Here is a 20,870-nt window from a genome sequence, read left to right as displayed (position 1 = left end):
GATAATATTTATATATTCTTTTCTAAAATAGGTAAAATAAGGACGCCCTAGCACCCTTATTATAATAAATCCCAGAAAGAGGTCATGCATAGTAAGAGAGTTCACACCGGCTTCTGGAAATTAATACCCGTGGAGTGGAAGCCCATACATTATAAGATAAGCTTTTCCTTGATAGCGGGTCCCATGTATTTAGATACCAGAGGATGTGATAGTTGTGATGTATATTATATAAATAATCAATATTTATATATTCGTAAACCATTTAAGACAATGGTAAAAACCATGTATAAATTTGCAGTTATTGCTATTGCTGTAATTCTGGCTGCAGTGTTCATTACTGCCTCCGTTTCCGGGTATCACGATCAACAAACGTCTAATGGTATAACAACAATAGACGCATATTCCGCCCATAATGTAAAAACCTTAAACAATTCAGCTGTATCAAACTCAACCTTCTCCAGTTATATTCTGCACCATGATAAAGTTGTGAAATCCACATTATCACATGAATGGATAAATGGATCTTATCTGAATGGGGATATTATAGATAAGGCCCTAATTACCAATGCCAGCATTAATGGTGATAGTATTAGTAAAGCAACTATAATGAATGTGTTTGTGAATAATACATATATTAATATGGCAACAGTGGAAAATGGTAGTATATATAATTCAGTTATATGGTCAGCAAATGTTGAATATGCGGGCATAGAAAACACAAACATCTGGGATTCCAGCCTTGCCCATGTAACAGTAGAAAATGCACATATTTTATAAGCAAGCATTTCCAATGGTTCTGTGGAGAATTCAACCCTATATGATATAGGATTGCATAATATCAAGGCCTCTAACACATCAATATACTATTCTACCATGTCCAATGTGATGCTGAATCACACGGTTATTACCGATGCACATATACATTCAGGATTTATAAATAACTCGAGGTTAATCAATGTTGGACTTGGTTCAAAGGTTTCCCTGGGTACAAATGTAACAATAATTCCTTCCATTACCACGCCACATATAACTCCGCATAATATTGCCCCATCACCTTTACCTGTAAACATCCCGCCAAACAGCTCTATACCAAAGTATAACAGCACATCAGTTTTCACAAATCCGGTTCCCAGTCCTACAGATCCATTAGGCGGAAACTGGAACAACAATAACGGCAATATCCACTCAAGGAATTTAACTAATTTCTCAGGCCCCCATAATATTGGGCCTAACTGAATTTACCTGCTTTTTAATGTTTAGAGTGAATTTATGGAATTTAGGTTTCATGAAAAGAGTTATTTATTACATATTTCACCTAATGGGCATTAAAATAGAAAAAGCGGCATGTTCCTCTTACATTATTTCATAAAAAGTTTAATTAGGTATCCTTACATTGTTAATTCTGTGTACTGCGTAACAATAGAAAACAGGAAGGTCTCCAACTATGAGAGCATTTTTCAGATTTTGAAGTTAAAAGTGGACTCAATATTTGTTATTGATTATGATGCTATAAGGCATAGGTACCTTAATCTAAAATTATATAGCGAGCTTTCAAAATTTTTCGAACTGACTATTATGAACTATCCGGAAACCGAGAATGACCTTATGGATACGATAATTAATGGGGCCTCGACCGTGGTGATAAACAATAATCTAACATACAAGAGAATATCTAGCTATCTTTCATTCACACAAAACATAGCCATGAATTATAAATATGTTGATACATGTATATATTTTTCTGAGATGGGTGGAAATATGTTTCTTACAGATAAGGAAATAATGCTTCCGTACATACTTGCATACAACTACAATAATTTTCCAATTAAAAATTCCATACAGCTGCAGAATTTCCCCTATGACCTTATGCAGCAATAATTAGAATTATTTACATATTAGGAATAGATAGGGACACATATGCTGGAAACTGATATAGGAATAAAACTGGAGAACCCATTCATCCTGGCCTCAGGAATTCTGGATGAAAATGGTTACACAGTAAAAAGAGTGCTTGAATCCGGTGCCGGTGCTGCTGTGACAAAATCTATTGGTTCTTCAGAAAGGAGAGGCTTTGAACCCCCTGTTATTTATTCCGACTATAATTATACAATAAATGCAATCGGCCTCTCAAATCCAGGAATAGAGGATTATGGAAATGAGATAAAGATAGCATTGCAGGCTGGAAAACCTGTAATAGGCAGCATATTTGCACAGACTCCAGAGGAATTCGCCGGCCTTGCAAGGAAGATGGAGGGGTATGGTGCGTATGCTATTGAGTTAAATCTGTCATGCCCCCATGTAAACGGATATGGGATGGAGGTTGGTTCTGATCCAGAACTTGTATCCGCAATAGTTTCCGAGGTTAAATCAAAGGTAAATATCCCGGTTTATGCCAAACTTTCCCCAAACACATCAGATATGATGAAGCAGGCAAATGCTGCATCCAAATGTGATGGATATGTACTTATTAACACAATAAAGGCAATGAAAATTGATATAAATGCAAGAATGCCCGTACTTAGCAACATTTATGGTGGCCTCAGTGGCAGATCAGTAAAACCGGTAGGGATAAGATACGTTTACGAAGTAAAAAAGGAGACGGGTAAAAATGTAATAGGTGTCGGGGGGATAAATACTTTGGAGGATGTGCTTGAGTATATCATGGCTGGAGCCTCTGCAGTCCAGATAGGATCAGCAGTTTCATCCAGAGGGATTGCTCTATTCAGCGATCTTTCCCTGGAACTTGAGAAATATATGGAAATGAATTCTATAAGCAGGGTAAAAGATCTTGTGGGGGTGGCAATTAGATGAGATATTTCACTGTGTCAAAAAATATAAGAGAGGCGGAAAACGTAAATACACTGGAATTCTATGATAGTATCAACATTATCCCCGGCCAGTTCATCATGGCATGGGTTCCAGGTGTAAATCAAATTCCCCTGTCATTCTCCTCAACAGGGAGCCCGAAAAGTATCACAGTAAAGGTTTACGGCGACGCATCTGCAAAAATTGCTGGCATGAAGAAAGGTGATAGGATATTTTATGAGGGGCCCTACGGAAACGGGTTCAACAATATTGCAGGCAAAAAACTTGTTATCGGTGCGGGCAGCGGAATAGCACCACTTATACCGCTGATTGATGATGATACCACAGGAATTATTTCAGGTAAAACAGCTGGAGACATTATCCTTGCATCAAAATTCAATCCAGATCATTTGATCATTGCAACAGATGATGGCACCGCAGGAAGGAGGGGTTTCGCCACAGAAGCCATGAGAGAAATTGATATAGAAAGCTTTGATATGATTTATGCATGTGGCCCTGAGGTTATGCTGAAAGCAGTGTTTGATTATATGAAGAACAGGGATGTAAAATGCCAGTTTTCTCTGGAAAGGTCAATGAAGTGTGGCATAGGCATATGTGATTCATGCTCCATAAATGGTTTCCAGGTGTGCCATGACGGACCTGTTTTCACCCTTGAACAGCTCAGGGAAATGGATGAATTTGGCAGAACAAAACTTACATATTCTGGAAAACGTGTATTCTTTTAGAAACTTTTTAATATAATACAAATATAACAATATATGGCAGATGGGGGTATTGAGGAAAAATGTGTTTTTAACCGTTCAGGGGAGTGTTATTTCCTTGAATCCAGTGTTCAAACATGCCATCTTTGCTTTAACTTCAAGACCTTCACAATGGTAGGCAAAAAGAGAAAGCTGTATTATAATATTTTTGACTATCTCAAAGAAAACGGACTCAGCGACAGCCTTTTTCCAAAGGACAATTCAGAACAGGACTCTCTCAAAAATTTATAATAAGTATTATATTGTATTTTGCCATTGAATTAAAATGTCTTCCAACACAGACCATTTTGCAAATAAGAGAACTTTTCTCGCATGGATGAGGACTGGCATATCTCTCATGGGATTCGGATTCGTTATTGCAAAGTTCGTAATATTCCTACATGCACTGGAGGGGAAGGTTACTTCATCATTCAGCGATTCACTTATTGCAGGAGAGGTAATGATAGTTGTTGGAATGATAACCATCGCATACGGATATATTGAATATGTTACAAATGAAAAGGATCTGGATAACAATAGGTATTATTCGAGGAAGACTGAGCTGTTAGTATTTACTGCCATAATAATAGCCATGGCAATACTGCTTTTGCTTTTTATCATATAGAAATATAAAAATTATCTGGATAAGATAATCCAGTTATTTCTTTGGCTGTCCCCTGAGCACTATTTCCCTGAGTTCCCTGCCTACCTGCTCTTCCAGTGAATTATCAAGGTCGTCCATGAGAGATTTTAATTTTTTGGAACCCTCATCATATTCCTCTATCCACTCATCTGCAAATTTGCCACTCTGTATTCTCTGTGCCTTCTCCTTCATCCTTTTTTTCACTTCCTCGTTGATTACATATGGCCCTACTGTCAACCCCCCATATTTTGCAGTATCTGAAACTGCCCTCATCATTCCAGATAATCCTTTTTCATATATCTGGTCTGTTATGAGTTTCATTTCATTTATTGCCTCAAAATATGCCATTTCGGGTCTGTATCCTAATTCCACGATTGTCTGGAAGGATGCCCTCAGCATGGCAGTTAATCCACCAACAAGGTCCAGCTGCTCCCCCATTAGGTCCGTCTCTGTTTCCTCCTTAAATGTGGTCTCCAGTACACCTGCCTTGGTTGCTCCCAGTGCCTTTGCAATTGCCAGGGATTTTTCAAGGGCTTCCCCGGAGTGGTTCTGATGGACACTCACGAGAACCGGAACGCCCCCGCCCTTCACAAAAAACTCCCTCACAGATGGTCCGGGGGCCTTTGGTGCAGCCATATAAACGTCCACATTTTCAGGTGGTTGAATGAGCTTATAATGTATGTTAAACCCATGGGCAAATACCAGATCCATCCCTTCCCTGAGAACAGGTCTTACCTTTTCACTGTATATCTTTCTCTGCACCATGTCCGGAACCAGGAATATGACTATGTCTGCATCCCTCAGGGCTTCCTCGGTTTTCACGGGGTTAACCCCGTCTTCCACTGCCTTTTTCCATGAATTGCCCTCCCGCTCGAGCCCAAGTTTTACCTTGAGTCCTGAGTCCATCATGTTTAGTACCCATGCCCTGCCCTGGCTTCCATAGCCCAGAACAGCTATATTCTTATCCTTTACATATTTCAAATCTGCATCATTATCTGTATATACCTTACCAAGTATTTTACTCACTTACAACACCCCATTCATATTTTTTTGATTTATTATATTCTATTTCAAACTTATTGTATCTGGCCCCTTCCAGCTCTTCCACAAAATCTATGTCAATCATTTTGCTCAACGTAATTATGGAAAGATCAAGATTGCCCAGTTTACTTCTATCATATATAGACATGTATATGGTACATTTTCCATTTTCCCCTGTCTCCATATTCATCCATCCTATATCCAGCCAGAACCTCCTGAAGTTTGCTGCTATTCTTTCGAGCAACCCGGGGTCCCGGTAATATGCCTCAATTTTTATTATTCTTTCTTGGGTCACTTACTATCACCTCACTTAACTTTCCTCCAGGCGGGAGGGTGGGAAGCGCAAGCTCTTCCTTATCTACCGGAACACGTATCACTGTAGGAACATTCTCCCTGATAGCTGTCCTGACATATTCCATTATATCAGAATAATTATGTGCCTCGAAGGCGTCAGCACCGAATGATTCTGCATATTTCATTATATTCGGTGAATTTCCATAGTCCACGCCAACTATCCTCTTATTCTGGAACATATCCTGGACCTGCCTCACCAGTCCCAGTGTCCGGTTATCATTGACAACCGCTATTACAGGTATATGCTCATCCACTGCGGTGGCGAGGTTGTTCCCTGTCATCATAAAAGAACCGTCACCGTCATAGTCAACAACTACCTTATCCGGCCTTCCAACCTTTGCACCCATTGCAGATGGGAGACCGAATCCCATTGTTCCCATGCCTGTGGATGAAAAGAAGGACCTGGGCTCCAGGTTTTCCCAGTGCGTTTCTGCCCACATCTGGTGCTGCCCAACTCCTGTTGTCATTATGGCATCCCTGGGCAGTGCTTCTCTAAGCGCTTTCAGGATCTGCCAGGGCCTCATATAGCCATCATCAGGAGGATGTGAATACTGTGAATAATAATCCTTCAGCTCGTTTATCCTCCGATTCCATGCATAGTTTGCCTTTTTATGGCCCATGACAGAGAGGGCATTTAGAAGTTCCTGCAGGAGCACCCGGGCATTTCCGGCCATGGAAACATCAGGCTTTATTCCCTTTGAAAAATCTGTAGGATCAAGGTTTATAGACATAAATATTTTTTTTGTATCTTTCATTTCATCATAGGATGTAAATGTCCTGTCACTGAACCTGGCTCCTATGGCAAGCAGGAGATCTGATTCCAGGGCAACCATGCTCGCCTCTGCCCGCCCATAGTATCCCATAGCGCCAACATAAAGCGGATAATCAGCCGGTATCGCGGATTTCCCCGGAAGTGTTGAGACAACAGGGCATCCCAGAAATTCGGATAACTTCAGCACCTCATTCGTGGCATTTGCCCACACAACCCCGGTACCCACAAGCAGCACAGGTTTTTCAGCCTTCATGAGGTTAAGTGCCATCTGCCTGACCCTGTCCTTATCTACCACAGTCTGGAAAGGCCTGTAATGTAAATTGGTCGTCTCTGGATAATTGACATTCTCTATATCCTCCATCTGTATATCCCTGGGCACGTCAACAACTACGGGGCCAGGCCTGCCCGTGGAGGCTATATAAAATGCATTTTTGACCCATACAGGAATTTCCTCTATGGTTTTAACCTCAACAGCATATTTTGTCACAGGGAATGATACCCCCAGGGTATCCGATTCCTGGAAGGAAAGCTTTCCCATGGCACTTCTATTAACAGCCCCTGTGATTGCAACAACTGGAGAAGAATCCTGATATGCCGTAATAAGGCCGGTAACGATATTTGTCACTCCTGGGCCGGCGGTTGCTGTCAGAACTCCGGGCCTTCCGGTAGCCCTGGCGTAGCCATCGGCTGCGTGTGCAGCTGCCTGCTCATGCCGCATCAGTATATGCCTCAGTTCACCCGATTCCACATCCTCGATGAACGAATCATACAATGGCATGTTATACAGCCCCGGGATACCAAAAAGATCCTTTACACCCTCTCTTTTCATTGATTTAACAAGTAATTCAGAACCTTTCATGTAAAACACTCCTGTAAAAACTAAAACTCACTGGCACGCTACTTCTAAAACTATTCTGGAAAAATACGCCACAGATGTTAGATAAACCTACTCACATACTTCAAATTTACCACCGTTACCTGAAATCATTAACAGGGATTCCCATGATAGTTAATTTCAAACATACATAATGAATCCGCAGCAATTACAACAGGTAATATGGTTTATATATAAGCAGTATTTAATCATTATGTTATTTCTATTACTAACTGTTGAATAATTAAAAAATGTTAAATATAATAATGCCTTTAATTTCAAAATGAAACGTTCAGACATGACATACGCCGGACCGGAAAGATCACCGAACCGTGCGTTTATGAAGGCAATGGGATTGAATGACAGTGACCTCAAAAATTATATGGTGGGTGTTGCCGCCGCATGGAATGAAGCTGGGCCATGCAATATACATGTGCTATCACTTGCCAACCATACAAAGGAGGGCATAAGAAGCAAAAACGGCACTCCAAGAGTTTTTACAACACCGGTTGTCATAGATGGAATAGCTATGGGAACAGAGGGCATGAAATACTCACTTGTTAGCAGGGAACTTATTGCAAATACCATTGAATTAACAGTAAACGCACATGGTTATGACGGTTTTGCTGCGCTCTCTGGATGTGATAAAACTTCTCCAGGAATGATGATGGCCATGGCCAGAATGAATATCCCTTCCATTGTAATGTATTCAGGAACAACATTGCCCGGCTACTTCAAGGGGAAGCAGATAGCCGTCGGGGATTTATTTGAGGCAGTTGGAGCGTATATGAATGGCAAAATGACAGAGCAGGATTTCAAGCTCATGGAGGATAATGCCATACCCACAGCCGGGGCATGTGGCGGCCTCTATACAGCAAATACAATGGCCATGATGACTGAAGTACTGGGGCTGGCACTACCTGGCAGTGCATCTCCCCCTGCAGTTGACGGCGCAAAGCAGAAATACGCCTACCAGACTGGAGAAGCAGTAATGCACCTTATAGAGAACGGATTGAAACCCAGGGATATACTTACTGAGGAATCATTTTACAATGCCATAACAGTATTAATGGCCTCCGGAGGCTCAACAAACGCAGTCTTACATCTTCTAGCAATTGCACATGAGGCAGGGTTGAAATTATCCCTTGATGATTTTGACAGAATTTCCAGGAAAGTCCCGGAGATCGTAAATATGAAACCCTCTGGCGAGTACGTTATGGCTGACCTGAATAAAGTAGGAGGGGTCCCTGTTCTGATGAAGGTACTGCTTGAACATGGGCTTTTAAACGGCGATCAGATAACAGTAACTGGAAAAACCATTAAGGAAAATTTAAAGGATATAAAGATTTATACTGAGGGTAATATAATTTCTGAATTCGATAAACCATACAGCCATGATGGCGGCATAAACATCCTGAAAGGAAACCTGGCTACCGAAGGAGGAGTTTTTAAAAGCTCTGCATCGAAGGTAAAGTACCACAAGGGCCCTGCAAAGGTTTTTGATTCAGAAGAAGAAACTTTCCGGGCAATAAAGGACAGGAAAATTAAGCCAGGCGATACAGTAGTTATAAGGTATGAGGGACCGAAAGGAGGCCCCGGCATGAGGGAAATGCTTTCTGTTACTTCTGAGCTCATAGGAGAAGGCCTGGGGGACAGCGTTGCCCTCATCACAGACGGGAGATTCTCCGGTGCCACAAGAGGAATAATGATAGGCCATATAGCACCTGAGGCCATGGATGGAGGTGCAATAGCAATTGTACGCGATGGGGATATGATAGAGATAGATGGCCCTAACAGAAAAATAAACCTCCTGGTGGACGAGAATGAGATAAAAAACAGGCTTAAGGAGTGGAAAAAACCTGAAATTCGATATAAAACAGGATTACTGAACCAGTATGCTAAACTGGTTACATCCTCATCCAGGGGGGCGGTGATGGAATAACCAAAAGACTTTATATTTTTTATTAATTTTGACCGATGGATAGCACAGAAGAGATGAAGAAAAGAGAGGAAGACATTACAGCGAAACTGGATGAATTCAGAGAGCAGGCAGAAAAGAATTTTAATGAGATATATGATAGGTTGAATACCCAAAAACTTTCGGAAGAAAATGAGGAAAACTTATCACTGGCTCTAACCATGATGGAGGCACTTGGAATAGATATACTTCATCTTATCCGTGATTATGAAGACCTTACAGATTACCTGGAGATTCTCGGAAAGTTATAGGATGGCAAAATTTTTTATTATTAAATTTGAGATATTAGCATGAAAATTCTTAGATTTAATTTATAATTATAATAAGACTGCCTATTTCTACATGCGTTTCATGAAAGAGAAGCTGTGTTCAGGCACTGAAGTACTAAGAGCACTACAAAAGTGTATTCAATGGGATAAACGGATCAAATAATTTTTTCTTCTTTATAGAGGCAATATCTATATTATTAATTGTATCGCATATTTTCAACCTGTTTGCCCTTTCTATGACATTTCTGGCTATTGTACTATGGCCGCGCTGCATATGTACACCGGCAACGCATAAAAGTATTATGTACTGATATGTGGCTCTCTCTATTCCTGTTGATGCCTGCCACTGATTTTCCAGTACCTCGTGCGCCTCCCAGTAGCGCTCATCCCTAATGAGGTAATGGGCGAACCTGAATGACGTTGCCCCCTGCAAAAAATCAATTCTGGATGTAAAAAAATTTGTCCCCAATCTTTTAATGGTTTTGCTGTTAATATGATAAAAATAGGAAAGCTCTATTCTATGTGATTCCACCCTTAGGTCATAAACATACGGATCGTTTTTACGCAGTTCTCCCATAAGAGTGTCCCTGTTTGTTGGGTCTGTTTCAATTTCATATATATTGATATATCTTCCTGAATTCCATCGGATTTTCATCTAAACACCGAAAAAATCATCAAGGCTTTCATTATTTGTTATCCTGCCGAGCCTGATGCCAACACGCCTGAAATTTCTATCATCTTCTACCAGTATTTTATTTAGAAGAGTGTTAGCAATTGTATAGGCATTTTCTTTTGTAATTCTTCCAGATGAATAGGATCTGGAAACTATATCAAGATCCTCCATAATGCCTATCACAGAAATCTCCCCAGGCGTTCCCGGCGCCTTTTCATATGCAAAATCCACAGCCTTTCTGATTACTGGCAAAATTATATCAGGATTTCTGGTATTTTCCTGAAGGGTCATGTACCTGCCAAAGTTTTTTCTAACCCGTTCTTCTACAGGCTTGCTATATCTGTTTTCAGCGATGTCAAGTAGGTAATTATATTTGGCATTTCCAAGTATTTCTGTCATTCCCGAAGGATCTGCCCTCAATATATCACGTATATAATGTACACCCGCATCATTCAATCTGGATGACAGGACAGAACCGATCCCGGGAATTTTGTTAATTTCAAGTGTGTCAAGGAACCCCTCTACATGTTCTGGGTCAATGTATTTTAATCCGTCAGGTTTGGCCATATCGCCCAGAACTTTTGCTATGACCTTATTTACTGATACCCCTACAGATGCCTTCATACCATGGGTTTTAAATATTTTTTCCTTAATTTCGCCGGCAAGGGCTACAGCCTCACTAAAATTATCGCACTCCTCGGTTACGTCTATATATGCTTCATCAATGCTTGCAATTTCCATTTTATCCGAATAGGATGATATGGTTTTCATTACCCTATCTGAAAATTCCTTATAAAAATCACGCCTTATAGGCAGAAATATGGCTTTGTCCTTGCCCACCTTCAGGGCCTGAGGGAGTGGCATCCCGGATTTTATGCCCAGGGACCTTGCTATGTAGTTAGAAGTTGCAACGGCACCACTGTTCTCAGTTCTGCCGGAGTACACACAAACTACTACAGGTTTATCCCTTATGGAAGGGTTCATTATTTCCTCCACCTGCGCATAGAAATAATCAAAGTCCACAAATATTATGAAAGGCATTATTATTGAATATGTTATACGATTTTAATTTTTTCTATATATAGATGAATAGTGGATGATATCCCATATGCAATTCAAGGTGTTTCCTGCCAAGAGTTAAAATTATATTTACCTAGATTTATCAAAAAAATCAGAGTATAAGTGAATTCATGCCCGGTTCTCCCGGGTCTCTTTTCATGTTCTTTAATCTTCTGAATATTTCAAGGGACAGGTCAGCCTTATTCATATTTTTAAGTTCATCCCTTTTATCACCGCTGACAATTATATAGTCATTGTTTGTTTCTCCGAACGGTGATTTATCAAAACTGTTAAGCACGATAATATCAGGATCAGATTTTTCAAATTTTTTCTTATCAAATGATTTTTCGCTGTCAAGATTGAATAGGACCATAAGGGCTCCTGGGGCCATATCCCTAATTCTATCCCTCACCTTGGGCCGGGGAGTTAATATAATATTCTGCTCCCTTCCGCTGTCAAGTTTCCCCTTGTTTTCCTGTGTGTCAAAATCCATTAAAGCTATTGGCATCAGTATATAATCATATTTTTCAATGGTTATATATGTATTTGTTTCTATTATGATTTCTTTCAGGTTATATTTCTCCATGTAAGTTACATATGATGGTATGCTATAATGTGAGTTGCCCACATAGGTTATTAAAGAGGCCCCAAGCCGGAAGGCATTTCTAGCCATCCAGTAGCCTGTATAGCCTGAGGATCTGTTGGTTATCACCCTCACCTGATCTATTGGAAGCTCGCTTCTTCCAGATATTATAAGCACCTTCTTACCCTCCAGCTCATGGCCGTAAACGGCCCTGCAGAGGTGATCTATGATCCGATCATTGTCAGCAATTTTTGCCTTGGTGTCATCGTACTCGGGATCTACAACAAGGACACCGAGTTTTTTGAGAATCTCTATATTCTCCTTATTTACGGGATTTTCCATCATATCCCTGTGCATTGCAGGGACAACAACAATCCTGTTTCCATGCCCAAGAGCGTAGGAAAAAAATAGTGATGGTATGCTGTCCGAAATGCCCCTTGCCATTTTCCCTATGGTGTTATATGACGCAGGTGCAACCAGGAGCACAGTATTTTCATCGAACATGGAAATGTGCTCTATGTTTCCAGTTATTTCTGTAACAACGGGATTCCCGGTGGCCCATTCCATTATGGTTTTTCCTATCATTGAAACAGCAGACCTGCTCATTGCCGAGAAGGTTATTGCCCCTTCACGCTTGATATCTCTGATTAGATCGGGAATTCTATATATTGAAATGCTCGCAGAACTTGCGATAATAACCTTTTTGCCTGAAAGCATATTTTCGAAATGTGATTCTATGTAGTTCATATTTTGAATAGTCCATCATGTTTTAAATGTTTTATCCATCCTGGTTCAATTTATAAATGGGATGGGAATTTATAACCTTAAAGAGTAATCAAAAAGGTATTGTATGGGCTGATTATGCCCCGGAACTGGCACCCTGATTTGCCCTCTCCTGCTTTGTTCTTATCCGGTCTTTTACGCTGTATCTTGTAATCCAGTAAACTGTCTTAAAGAATCCTGGAATTGTATTCAGGTTTACGGATGCGAAGTCCCTTGATTTCTGCCCCTTTGATTCGGATAGTTGCAGGAATATCTTATCCAGATTCCTGAAAACTGTATCCGTCATTAGATTCAGGATGCCCCTTGTAACAGGATTTAACCTATCAACCATGTGGGGTATAATTTTTCTGGTGGTCTTGAAATTGTATTTCCATGACAGATAAAGCAGTTCCCAGTATTTGGATGGCAATTTTTCCATGTAGGGGAATGGATTTTTGCTTATCCTAGAGGATGTCATGGGTATAACAGGTAATGGAAATATCCACGCAGTAAAATTATTCTCTATAATGGAGTTGACCATATCAATGCTCTGATCAAGGTCTGCATCGTTTTCCTCTGGATAGCCTATTGTCATTGTGTAACAGGGGAATATGCTGGCCTCATTCATTATTTGAGTTGCCTTTAAAATTACATCCTTCCAGTCCTCAGGTTTCCATGGAAATGGTTTGGCGTTCATGTATTTATGCATTATTTTCGTACTTCCAGTTTCAAGCCCAACAACCGGTGCCTCGGCACCATATTCCTTCAGTCTTGCGATCTCTGAAATTTCATATACAGTATCGGGCGATGTCAGAACAGCCGGTGCAGATATATGTGGGAATGTGATATATCTTGCCCCCATGTTCCGTGTTGTTGTAAAGAGATCTACCAGGGCTTCATGGTTTACTCCCAGTTTCTTCTGGCCGTAGAGCATGATATCATCCGTAATCAATTCTATGTCTTTATATCCATTTTCCATGTATAGTTTTATTTCCTTTTTTATGCTGTCCATTGGTATTGTACGGTATGTCTCCGGCGTAATAGAGCAGAATGAACATCCCCTGGGGCATCCCCTGGTAACCTGTACCTCTCCGAATCTGCCTGGTTTTATAATCTCAGGAATGTCCTCAACCCTCGGCATTCTGCCTGTTATATCTTTAGGAAGGGGATCATCATTAAGTGCCTTTTTTACCAGTATTGGAAAATCCAGTTCTGCCTCCCCATTGAAAACAGTATCAACATAATCTGGTCTTTTAAGCCCGATCTGCCAGGCAGCAGGTCCACCAACAATAACCTTCAGGTTGCGCTTTTCCTTGATTTTTATTACCCTCTTTTCGAGTTCCTGGAAATATCTGGCAGTCCAGCTCATCTGGCCACCGAATAGCATGGTTAATTTGAATGTTACAGGACTCAGCCCATATGGATCATGGACATTGATTCCCAGAACTTTTGTATCATCGCCAATCTCATCCTCAAGCCTTTCAGGTGGGACTATTTTTACATCTTCAATGCCATTTTTGACAAGTGCGGCCTCAAGTTTTCTTAGAGGGTATGGCACATACATAGGTTCACCGTTTTTATACTGTGCAGGTGGATCGAAGAATTTATCCATCAAAATTTTTGGTACAACGTTATTTGGCATGCATGCTACGTAACCCATTACGGAGACCCCACCATAGTTCGTGAAAGTCCCCCTATCCGAGGTAAGTACTACTTTTGCCATAAATAATTAATTCATACAAATATTTTAATTTTATCAAATTTAGAAAATTATTACTATATAACCATATTATTAATAGAATTATATTTGCAATAACTGAGAATAAATAGAATGGTATATTAATCAACTATTAAGTATTATACAGTGTTCAAATAAATTGTAGAGAATCAGAAATTGTATTTCTTGAGAATATGATGCTTCTTATGTTGATTGTCATACATTTCTGTAGAAATTATGTGGCATTAATTGATTATGCTTACCTTAAATACTAGTTCCAGCTATATAACGCAAAATACATATAGTTATGCTCGTTGTCATACATAATGATTGTTGACTCTATAGAAATGGAAAACTTCAAATCGTATGGGAATAAACAAATTATTAAGGTAAATCAGGGTTTTACAGTAATTATAGGGCCAAATGGATCAGGAAAGAGCAACATTGGGGACAGCATGCTATTTGTTCTCGGAATCAGGTCAAATAAGACCGTAAGGGTGGATAAACTTGAGGATTTTATACATAAAAGTGATCCACCAAAGAAGCATTGTTATGTTACATTAAATGTTATTGCTGATGATGGCACCAGATATGCCATAAAGAGAGAGATTACCTATTCCGGTGGAGAATATAAGTCTAATTATTATATAAATGACAGAAGGTCCACAAGAAATGACGTTCTTAAACTTATAGATAGCTTCCATATATATCTTGATGCCTACAGCTTTGTGCTCCAGGGGGATATAAATAATATGGTTAAGATGACCGGTGCTGAGAGGCGGAAACTTTTTGAATCAATAGCCGGAATTGAAAGTTATAAAGAACGTATTGAAAATGCCCAGCACGATATTGATGGATTGAATGAGAATTTAAACAGTATGGATGCGATCCTTGGAGAAATAAAAAATATGCTTAGTATTCTTGGTGTCGACCGGGAAAATGCTATCCGGTACAACACTATCAATAAGGAATTAAACGAACTTAAGCTGTATTTAAAAGTCAAGGACCGGGAGAGATTGACCCAGGAACTTTCCATGTATAATGGGAATATTTCCCAGAATAACGCAGATATTCGCAATCTGGAACTGGAAAATAATGCCCTCCAGCAGAGAAAGGAGGAAATTGCAAATAGGATAGAAGAAATACAGACACAGCTGGACGCCATTGGGGGAACAGAGATAGTTAAAATCCGGCAGACCATAGAGAATCTGACAATAAAGATTACTGAGAACAGGACAAAAACTGGAACGTTGAAGGAAACCGTTGCCAATTCTGAATCAAGAATCAGAACATCAAGAGATGCGTATACATTTAATCAGGAACAGCTTGAGAAGAAGATCAGGGAAAAGAAAAATTATGAATCCTATCTCAGAGGTGCAGAAAACAGCATAAAAAAGATAAATGATGAATTAAACAGATTCCGGCAGGAAAATTATGAAAACTCCAGAATGGCAAGGGAGATCAATGATAAAATAGGAAACATAGACAAAGAAATTCAATCAAACAATAGCCTGCTTATAAATGATAATGATATCAGCTCAATAGAGAAGGAGATATCGTCCCTTTCAAGAGAACTCACACTCCAAGAAGAAAAAATAAAGGATGAAACAGTAAAAATAAAGGATTTTAAATGGAAAATAGATAATTTGAAAGGCAATATAGATGGTTATAACAGGGAGATTAATTCTGTTAATTCTGAATTCATGACCATCAGAAACAAATTAAATGACCTTGTTACGGCGAAGAATAATAATGATATGGAGATCAGGATCAAGGAAAAAGAGTTACGTGGTCTCAATTACAGAAGCAGTGTATCCCCTGCCATGAAGGAGATAAATAATCTTATGGAGGATGATGACAGGATATACGGATCAATCTCAAAACTTATTGAATATGATGAAAAATACACAAATGCAATAAGTGTTGCTGCCGGAGGCCGGCTTAATTCTATAGTAGTTGAGGATGACCGTGTAGCGCAGGACTGCATCGAAGATTTAAAGGAAAAAAGGCTGGGGCGGTTAACATTCATACCATTGAATAAAATATCAACCGGATCTGACAGGCAACGTGCATTGGACCTTGTTGGATCTGGCGAGGCCATAGACTTTGTAAGGAATCTTGTGGATTATGACTCCAAATTTGAAAAAGCCATAAAATATGCCTTCGGTGACACTGTGCTTATGGATTCCATGGAACATGCCAGAAAACACATGACAGGTGCCCGTATTGTAACCCTTGACGGTGATGTGTTTGAGCCATCCGGTGCAATGACAGGCGGATCAATAAAAAACGATGAACTCCTTGCAAACAGGATTTTAAAAACCATCTCTGATCTGGAGGGAAGCAATGAAATGTTGAAAAGTGAGATAAGCATTGTGGAGAAAAAAAACAGTGAAATTTCAACAAAACTTGCAGAACTAACTAGAAAGAGGGATATCTCAAATAGCAACATAGCCAGTTATCAGGCACAGATGCAGGATTCTGAAAATGCAGTAAAGTCCTCAGAAGAAAGGGTAAAGGACATTAATGTTAAAATCGCTGAAGCTGAGGAGAGGAAGAAGAATTTTGAGTTCAGGAAAAATGAAATCAAACTAAAGGTGTTTGAACTTGAAAAGGAGAAGGAAAAATTATTTAAAAAATTAAAGGAACTTGCTCCCGAAAACGTTGAAATTGAGAAACAGATGGAAAATGAGCTGAGCGAGGTACAGAAAAACAGGGAGAATTATTCAAATAATCTCGCCCAGATAGAAACCGAGATAGGGCATTTTAAAGAGAAAAGCAGGGAACTTGCAGAAAAGATAGAAGGGCTTGAAAATGAAATTTCTGATAATAAAAAATTAATTGAAAAATATAATCAGGAACTTGAGTCCATGCAGGTAGAACTCATGGAAAATAAACAGAGGCAGAGTGAAATAGAATCCAGGTCGGGAGATCTTTATAAAGAAAAATCAAAACTTTCCACAGAACAGGAAGATATATTTAATGGAATAAGAAAAAATGATGACATGATAAGCAATAAAAAAACCATCATAGCCTCACTTAATGCAAAGATAGAGAATATATCATTCCAGCTTGATACTATCAAGTATGAAATAGAAAACAGTAGTGTAGACTTCATAGATTTTAAACTCAGCATAAACGAAGTAAATAAGAAAATTTCTGAAAACACAAGAAAAATTGAGGAACTGGGAGCAGTGAATATGAAGGCAATTGAGCAGTATGATAATGAAATGCAGCGTTACAACAGTACTGAATCTAAATATAAAACTTTATTGAATGAAAAAAATGACCTCATAGAACTGCAGAATCAGATAATTGAGGACGAAAAGAAAAAATTCCTGGAACTCCTAGATACAATTAATGAACAGTTCAAAAAGATATATGCGAGGCTATCCGAGGGAGGAGAGGCAAACCTTGAAATCACAAGCAGGGAAGATCCTTTAAATGCGGAAGTTTATATAAAGGTAAAACCCAGCGGGAAGCAGATGATAAAGATAGATGCACTTAGTGGTGGGGAGAAGAGCGTTGCGGTTCTTGCGCTTATACTGGCATTCCAGATTAAAAACCCATCACCGTTATATTACCTTGATGAGGTGGATATGTTTCTGGACGGCCATAACGCCGAGCATGTAGGGGAACTATTCAGGGAAAACTCAAGAAGCTCACAGGTTGTAATGGTATCCCTGAAAGGTGCTGTGTCAAAATTTGCTGACAATATAATAGGAGTAACCACAGACGGGCGTGGAAATACTAAGATCGTTCAAAAAAGGGTGGGTGAAGACCTTGGAAAGGGAAGAGATACTTAAAGCTATGATTAGCCAGGATATGGGTGAGGATATCCAGTATTACACCGAAATTCTAAATGAAGTTGAGGAGAATATTAGCTATCCAGACGTATTTTCCGAAACTGTTTCCAAAATATTTCGTATGGTTTTGACTGGAAAACTTGATCCATGGAGTGTGAATATTTCAGAATTTAAGGATCTTTTTTTCAGGGAAAGAAATGAAAATTTTGAGGTTGCCGGAATTTTAATATCAAGCGCTTGGCATGTTCTCTACGAAAAAAGCATGAAAATGATGGATGCCGCCATTGATGAACCTGTAGAAGAAAGTAATGAAGAATTAAGTGGCAATAATGAGGATTATGATTTAGATGATTCTACCATGGGTTCCATGCCAGATCTTAATGTTCCTGTGTTTCACAGGGAGGCGTCCAGGGTTACAATAACAGAATTTTTAACGGTTATGAAAAAGGTATATAAAAGCAGGGAAAAGAAACCTGAAAAAGAGCCTGAGGAATATTATGATGCTGACATTGATGAGGATATCATATCACATTCCAACACTGATACAATAGAACAGGGCATAGAGGAAACTTTCTCAAAAATTGGGAAATATATGAATCCATTTTTTGTGGAAGATTACTGGGGAAACACAAAAGCAGAAAGGGCAAATTTTATTTTATACCTGCTCTTTCTCCAGAAGTCTGGAAAGGTAGAACTCAACCAGGAGGAGCCGATGGGTAATATACAGGTTACAAAATTATTTTAGGTACCATCTATGATACCATCCTCTGTCAGTGTAATAACTGCCTCACCCTCAGGCAGATATGGAGAATCTATAAGCCTTGCAATTCTTTTACCTGCCTTGGCTTTTCTTAGATATATCCTGAAGGTTGCTGTATGCCCGACTATGTTTCCGCCTATAGGTGTCATGGGATCTCCGAAGAATACTGCTGGATTTGCCGATACCTGATTTGTAACTGCTATCACGGCATTATATATTGTCCCGAATTTCAGCAGGTCATGCATATGCTTATTCAGTAGCTGCTGCCTTTCAGCTAGCGATCCCCTGCCCACATATTCAGAACGGAAATGCGATGTAAGGGAGTCCACTATAAGTAGTTTAATTGGAAATTCCTTTGCGATTTCTGCAGCCTTCTCTGCAAGGAGTATCTGATGGTGTGCATTGTAGGCCCTCGCAACATGAATTCTTTTGAGCGTTTCGTCAGGGTCAAGGTTCCTTGCCCTTGCCATCTGAATAACCCTTTCAGGCCTGAAAGTATTTTCTGTGTCTATTATAAGGACATCGGAATCCAGACCCCCCTGTTCTTTGGGTATTGTTGCGTTGACAGCAAGCTGCAACATTATCTGGGTCTTGCCAGAACCGAATTCACCGAAGAATTCTGTAATAGACTGTGTTTCGAGGCCTCCGCCTATAAGGTTGTCCAGCCCCTGTGCACCTGTAGATAGTTTTAAAACTTCCTTTCTTCTCTGTAAAATTTCCTCACCGGTTTCAAAATTACCAACGTCTGCGTATTTTCTGGCGGCTGCAATGATCTTAACCGCTGCCCCCTCAGCAATTCCGCTGATATCAGCGAGGTCCTTCGGGGATGCCACTGCGATCTGCATAATATCATCATATCCATTTTCACGCAGCTTGTCAGCCGTTGCCTCTCCAACACCGGGCAGATCTTCTATGGTAAGGTTCTTTTTTTCAGTTAAATCTTCTATGTCATCAATCTTTTTTTCTTTTGCCATTTTAATATTCAACTCCTTTTATATCAAGTGAGGCATCTGTTTTATTCACCGACAGGTTCTGTTCCATGCCGAACATTGCCCTTATAGCATCTATATTTTCAGGTATAACATCGCTTTCCTGGTGAACTGCCTGTATATAATGCAGTCTGTTCTTATAAATATTTATGCTATCCCTCCAGATTGCAATTTCATACAGGTCAGATCTATTTCTTGAAAGTTCTCTTGCGTAATCCATAACCTGTGCGGTTGAATTTATCTTCTCACCACCGTTCAGCACTATTATTCTCCTCTTCTGGGATAGGGCGTTTATAACCTCCTGTATGCCGGGCTGGGAAGCAAGTTCAAGATTTATTACATGTACATGCATTAGGGTTGTAGGAACCTTGACAGCAGTGGTTTCTATATTTATGTCCTTCATTACCGTTTTTAAATCTCCTGCATGATGTGAGGGATAGGACATGGACGGCTCTATGGCATTTATTGGCCCTTTTTTATTATCATTGGGATCTGTTGCCCTTCTAAGTATTGTTGAACTGGCACTTTCAATCCTGAAGGCCTCATGTAATGGTGTGAGGGTTCTTGCAAGTGCCGTTGTATTGCACGATACAACCCTAACGTAATTTTTTCCCATGGACTCTGAATAATTTGAATAGGCATTAAAACTGGATTCCACCGCCTCACTCCTTTCACCACCCTCGAGAATTGCCTTTATTCCATACTCCTTATATAGTTTTAAATTCTTTTCCCCGTTTCCCTCAGGTGTTCCATCAATAACAATATCAGATTCAGCCAGAAGATCTTTAAGTGTTCCCTTTACTTTAACATCACTTTCCTCAAATTCCTTTTTTTTATCACTGTCAGGTACATATATATTATAGTATCTGGATGCCTGCTTTGTAACATAATCTGGAGAATTTTTTACTATTCCTGTGACATACATATCATCCTGAACGGAAACGCCATATGCAACCCTCCTGCCTATTGTGCCGTAACCATTTATAGCAACGCCTATCATATTGAAATACGATACTGTTGGATA

20 protein-coding genes are annotated in these 20,870 nt (G+C 39.7%); 11 read left to right on the top strand and 9 right to left on the bottom strand.

Features of this window, described 5'->3' with window-relative positions:
• The first annotated feature begins 270 nt into the window (after window positions 1-270).
• The 7 genes from RE471_RS04300 to RE471_RS04270 all read left to right on the top strand — a co-directional run bounded on the left by RE471_RS04300 (window position 271) and on the right by RE471_RS04270 (window position 4,191).
• Window positions 271-777 carry a hypothetical protein gene (locus RE471_RS04300; RefSeq protein WP_309215560.1) on the top strand — a complete coding sequence of 169 codons (507 nt, stop codon included), beginning with the start codon at window positions 271-273 and terminating at the stop codon, window positions 775-777.
• Between the two features lie 21 nt (window positions 778-798).
• Window positions 799-1,236, top strand: a complete 438-nt coding sequence (locus tag RE471_RS04295; protein WP_309215559.1) for a hypothetical protein — start codon at window positions 799-801, stop codon at window positions 1,234-1,236.
• Between the two features lie 168 nt (window positions 1,237-1,404).
• A complete protein-coding gene (locus tag RE471_RS04290) occupies window positions 1,405-1,878 on the top strand; it encodes a hypothetical protein (protein WP_309215558.1) in 474 nt (157 codons plus the stop codon).
• Window positions 1,879-1,917: 39 nt separating this feature from the next.
• A complete protein-coding gene (locus RE471_RS04285) occupies window positions 1,918-2,811 on the top strand; it encodes a dihydroorotate dehydrogenase (protein ID WP_309215557.1) in 894 nt (297 codons plus the stop codon).
• Window positions 2,808-3,551 (top strand): dihydroorotate dehydrogenase electron transfer subunit, encoded by a 744-nt coding sequence (locus tag RE471_RS04280; protein WP_309215556.1) that lies wholly within the window; start codon window positions 2,808-2,810, stop codon window positions 3,549-3,551. Before RE471_RS04285 ends, RE471_RS04280 begins: the two co-directional genes overlap by 4 nt.
• A 33-nt stretch (window positions 3,552-3,584) precedes the next feature.
• The gene (locus RE471_RS04275; RefSeq protein ID WP_309215555.1) at window positions 3,585-3,818 is read left to right on the top strand and encodes a hypothetical protein; all 234 of its coding nucleotides are present in this window, start codon (window positions 3,585-3,587) and stop codon (window positions 3,816-3,818) included.
• Window positions 3,819-3,852: 34 nt separating this feature from the next.
• Window positions 3,853-4,191, top strand: a complete 339-nt coding sequence (locus tag RE471_RS04270; protein WP_309215554.1) for a DUF202 domain-containing protein — start codon at window positions 3,853-3,855, stop codon at window positions 4,189-4,191.
• Window positions 4,192-4,224: 33 nt separating this feature from the next.
• Here RE471_RS04270 and ilvC read toward each other — a convergent pair whose 3' ends face one another.
• The 3 genes from ilvC to RE471_RS04255 are packed head-to-tail and all read right to left on the bottom strand — an operon-like array spanning window position 4,225 to window position 7,235.
• A complete protein-coding gene (gene ilvC / locus RE471_RS04265; RefSeq protein WP_309215553.1) occupies window positions 4,225-5,235 on the bottom strand; it encodes a ketol-acid reductoisomerase in 1,011 nt (336 codons plus the stop codon).
• Entirely contained in the window at window positions 5,228-5,545 is a 318-nt protein-coding gene (locus RE471_RS04260) for a hypothetical protein (protein ID WP_309215552.1), read from the bottom strand. Before RE471_RS04260 ends, ilvC begins: the two co-directional genes overlap by 8 nt.
• Window positions 5,517-7,235 carry an acetolactate synthase large subunit gene (locus RE471_RS04255; RefSeq protein WP_309215551.1) on the bottom strand — a complete coding sequence of 573 codons (1,719 nt, stop codon included), beginning with the start codon at window positions 7,233-7,235 and terminating at the stop codon, window positions 5,517-5,519. The genes RE471_RS04260 and RE471_RS04255 overlap by 29 nt, the downstream gene beginning before the upstream one ends.
• Before the next feature lie 298 nt (window positions 7,236-7,533).
• Here RE471_RS04255 and ilvD point away from each other — a divergent pair, with 298 nt between their 5' ends.
• A complete protein-coding gene (gene ilvD, locus RE471_RS04250; protein WP_309215550.1) occupies window positions 7,534-9,192 on the top strand; it encodes a dihydroxy-acid dehydratase in 1,659 nt (552 codons plus the stop codon).
• A 35-nt stretch (window positions 9,193-9,227) separates the two neighbouring features.
• A complete protein-coding gene (locus tag RE471_RS04245) occupies window positions 9,228-9,479 on the top strand; it encodes a hypothetical protein (RefSeq protein WP_309215549.1) in 252 nt (83 codons plus the stop codon).
• Window positions 9,480-9,621: 142 nt separating this feature from the next.
• On the opposite strand, the gene RE471_RS04240 is transcribed toward RE471_RS04245, so the two are convergent.
• From RE471_RS04240 to RE471_RS04225, 4 genes are all read right to left on the bottom strand, one after another.
• Window positions 9,622-10,152: a DUF309 domain-containing protein gene (locus tag RE471_RS04240; RefSeq protein WP_309215548.1), complete on the bottom strand. Its 531-nt coding sequence runs from the start codon at window positions 10,150-10,152 to the stop codon at window positions 9,622-9,624.
• Complete coding sequence (locus RE471_RS04235; protein ID WP_309215547.1) at window positions 10,153-11,211, bottom strand: DNA polymerase IV; 1,059 nt, start codon at window positions 11,209-11,211, stop codon at window positions 10,153-10,155.
• A 130-nt stretch (window positions 11,212-11,341) separates the two neighbouring features.
• Window positions 11,342-12,559: a bifunctional phosphopantothenoylcysteine decarboxylase/phosphopantothenate--cysteine ligase CoaBC gene (coaBC, locus tag RE471_RS04230; RefSeq protein WP_309215546.1), complete on the bottom strand. Its 1,218-nt coding sequence runs from the start codon at window positions 12,557-12,559 to the stop codon at window positions 11,342-11,344.
• Between the two features lie 112 nt (window positions 12,560-12,671).
• Entirely contained in the window at window positions 12,672-14,297 is a 1,626-nt protein-coding gene (locus tag RE471_RS04225; protein WP_309215545.1) for a radical SAM protein, read from the bottom strand.
• A 320-nt stretch (window positions 14,298-14,617) separates the two neighbouring features.
• On the opposite strand from RE471_RS04225, the gene smc reads away from it, so the two are divergent.
• Both smc and RE471_RS04215 read left to right on the top strand, forming a co-directional pair.
• Window positions 14,618-18,097 (top strand): chromosome segregation protein SMC, encoded by a 3,480-nt coding sequence (gene smc / locus RE471_RS04220; RefSeq protein WP_309215544.1) that lies wholly within the window; start codon window positions 14,618-14,620, stop codon window positions 18,095-18,097.
• Window positions 18,075-18,842 carry a hypothetical protein gene (locus RE471_RS04215; protein WP_309215543.1) on the top strand — a complete coding sequence of 256 codons (768 nt, stop codon included), beginning with the start codon at window positions 18,075-18,077 and terminating at the stop codon, window positions 18,840-18,842. The genes smc and RE471_RS04215 overlap by 23 nt, the downstream gene beginning before the upstream one ends.
• Here the strand turns inward: RE471_RS04215 and radA are convergent.
• Both radA and RE471_RS04205 read right to left on the bottom strand, forming a co-directional pair.
• Window positions 18,839-19,831, bottom strand: coding sequence for a DNA repair and recombination protein RadA (gene radA / locus RE471_RS04210; RefSeq protein ID WP_309215542.1), 993 nt, complete (start codon window positions 19,829-19,831; stop codon window positions 18,839-18,841). The genes RE471_RS04215 and radA overlap by 4 nt on opposite strands.
• Window position 19,832: 1 nt before the next feature.
• Complete coding sequence (locus RE471_RS04205) at window positions 19,833-20,846, bottom strand: type II glyceraldehyde-3-phosphate dehydrogenase (RefSeq protein WP_309215541.1); 1,014 nt, start codon at window positions 20,844-20,846, stop codon at window positions 19,833-19,835.
• Between the last annotated feature and the right edge of the window lie 24 nt (window positions 20,847-20,870).

Origin of the sequence: Ferroplasma sp. (assembly GCF_031200575.1) — an archaeon.
Taxonomy (GTDB): domain Archaea; phylum Thermoplasmatota; class Thermoplasmata; order Thermoplasmatales; family Thermoplasmataceae; genus Ferroplasma.
This window is presented reverse-complemented; position numbering and strand designations above follow the sequence as displayed.

Excerpts from the sequence above, each read along its gene's own strand:
- RE471_RS04300 (WP_309215560.1), top strand. The coding sequence starts at position 271 with ATGGTAAAAACCATGTATAAATTTGCAGTTATTGCTATTGCTGTAATT.
- RE471_RS04285 (WP_309215557.1), top strand. The coding sequence starts at position 1,918 with ATGCTGGAAACTGATATAGGAATAAAACTGGAGAACCCATTCATCCTG.
- RE471_RS04280 (WP_309215556.1), top strand. The coding sequence starts at position 2,808 with ATGAGATATTTCACTGTGTCAAAAAATATAAGAGAGGCGGAAAACGTA.
- RE471_RS04275 (WP_309215555.1), top strand. The coding sequence starts at position 3,585 with ATGGCAGATGGGGGTATTGAGGAAAAATGTGTTTTTAACCGTTCAGGG.
- RE471_RS04270 (WP_309215554.1), top strand. The coding sequence starts at position 3,853 with ATGTCTTCCAACACAGACCATTTTGCAAATAAGAGAACTTTTCTCGCA.
- RE471_RS04255 (WP_309215551.1), bottom strand. The coding sequence starts at position 7,235 with ATGAAAGGTTCTGAATTACTTGTTAAATCAATGAAAAGAGAGGGTGTA.
- ilvD (WP_309215550.1), top strand. The coding sequence starts at position 7,534 with ATGAAACGTTCAGACATGACATACGCCGGACCGGAAAGATCACCGAAC.
- RE471_RS04245 (WP_309215549.1), top strand. The coding sequence starts at position 9,228 with ATGGATAGCACAGAAGAGATGAAGAAAAGAGAGGAAGACATTACAGCG.
- RE471_RS04240 (WP_309215548.1), bottom strand. The coding sequence starts at position 10,152 with ATGAAAATCCGATGGAATTCAGGAAGATATATCAATATATATGAAATT.
- RE471_RS04235 (WP_309215547.1), bottom strand. The coding sequence starts at position 11,211 with ATGCCTTTCATAATATTTGTGGACTTTGATTATTTCTATGCGCAGGTG.
- coaBC (WP_309215546.1), bottom strand. The coding sequence starts at position 12,559 with ATGAACTACATAGAATCACATTTCGAAAATATGCTTTCAGGCAAAAAG.
- RE471_RS04225 (WP_309215545.1), bottom strand. The coding sequence starts at position 14,297 with ATGGCAAAAGTAGTACTTACCTCGGATAGGGGGACTTTCACGAACTAT.
- smc (WP_309215544.1), top strand. The coding sequence starts at position 14,618 with ATGATTGTTGACTCTATAGAAATGGAAAACTTCAAATCGTATGGGAAT.
- radA (WP_309215542.1), bottom strand. The coding sequence starts at position 19,831 with ATGGCAAAAGAAAAAAAGATTGATGACATAGAAGATTTAACTGAAAAA.
- RE471_RS04205 (WP_309215541.1), bottom strand. The coding sequence starts at position 20,846 with ATGATAGGCGTTGCTATAAATGGTTACGGCACAATAGGCAGGAGGGTT.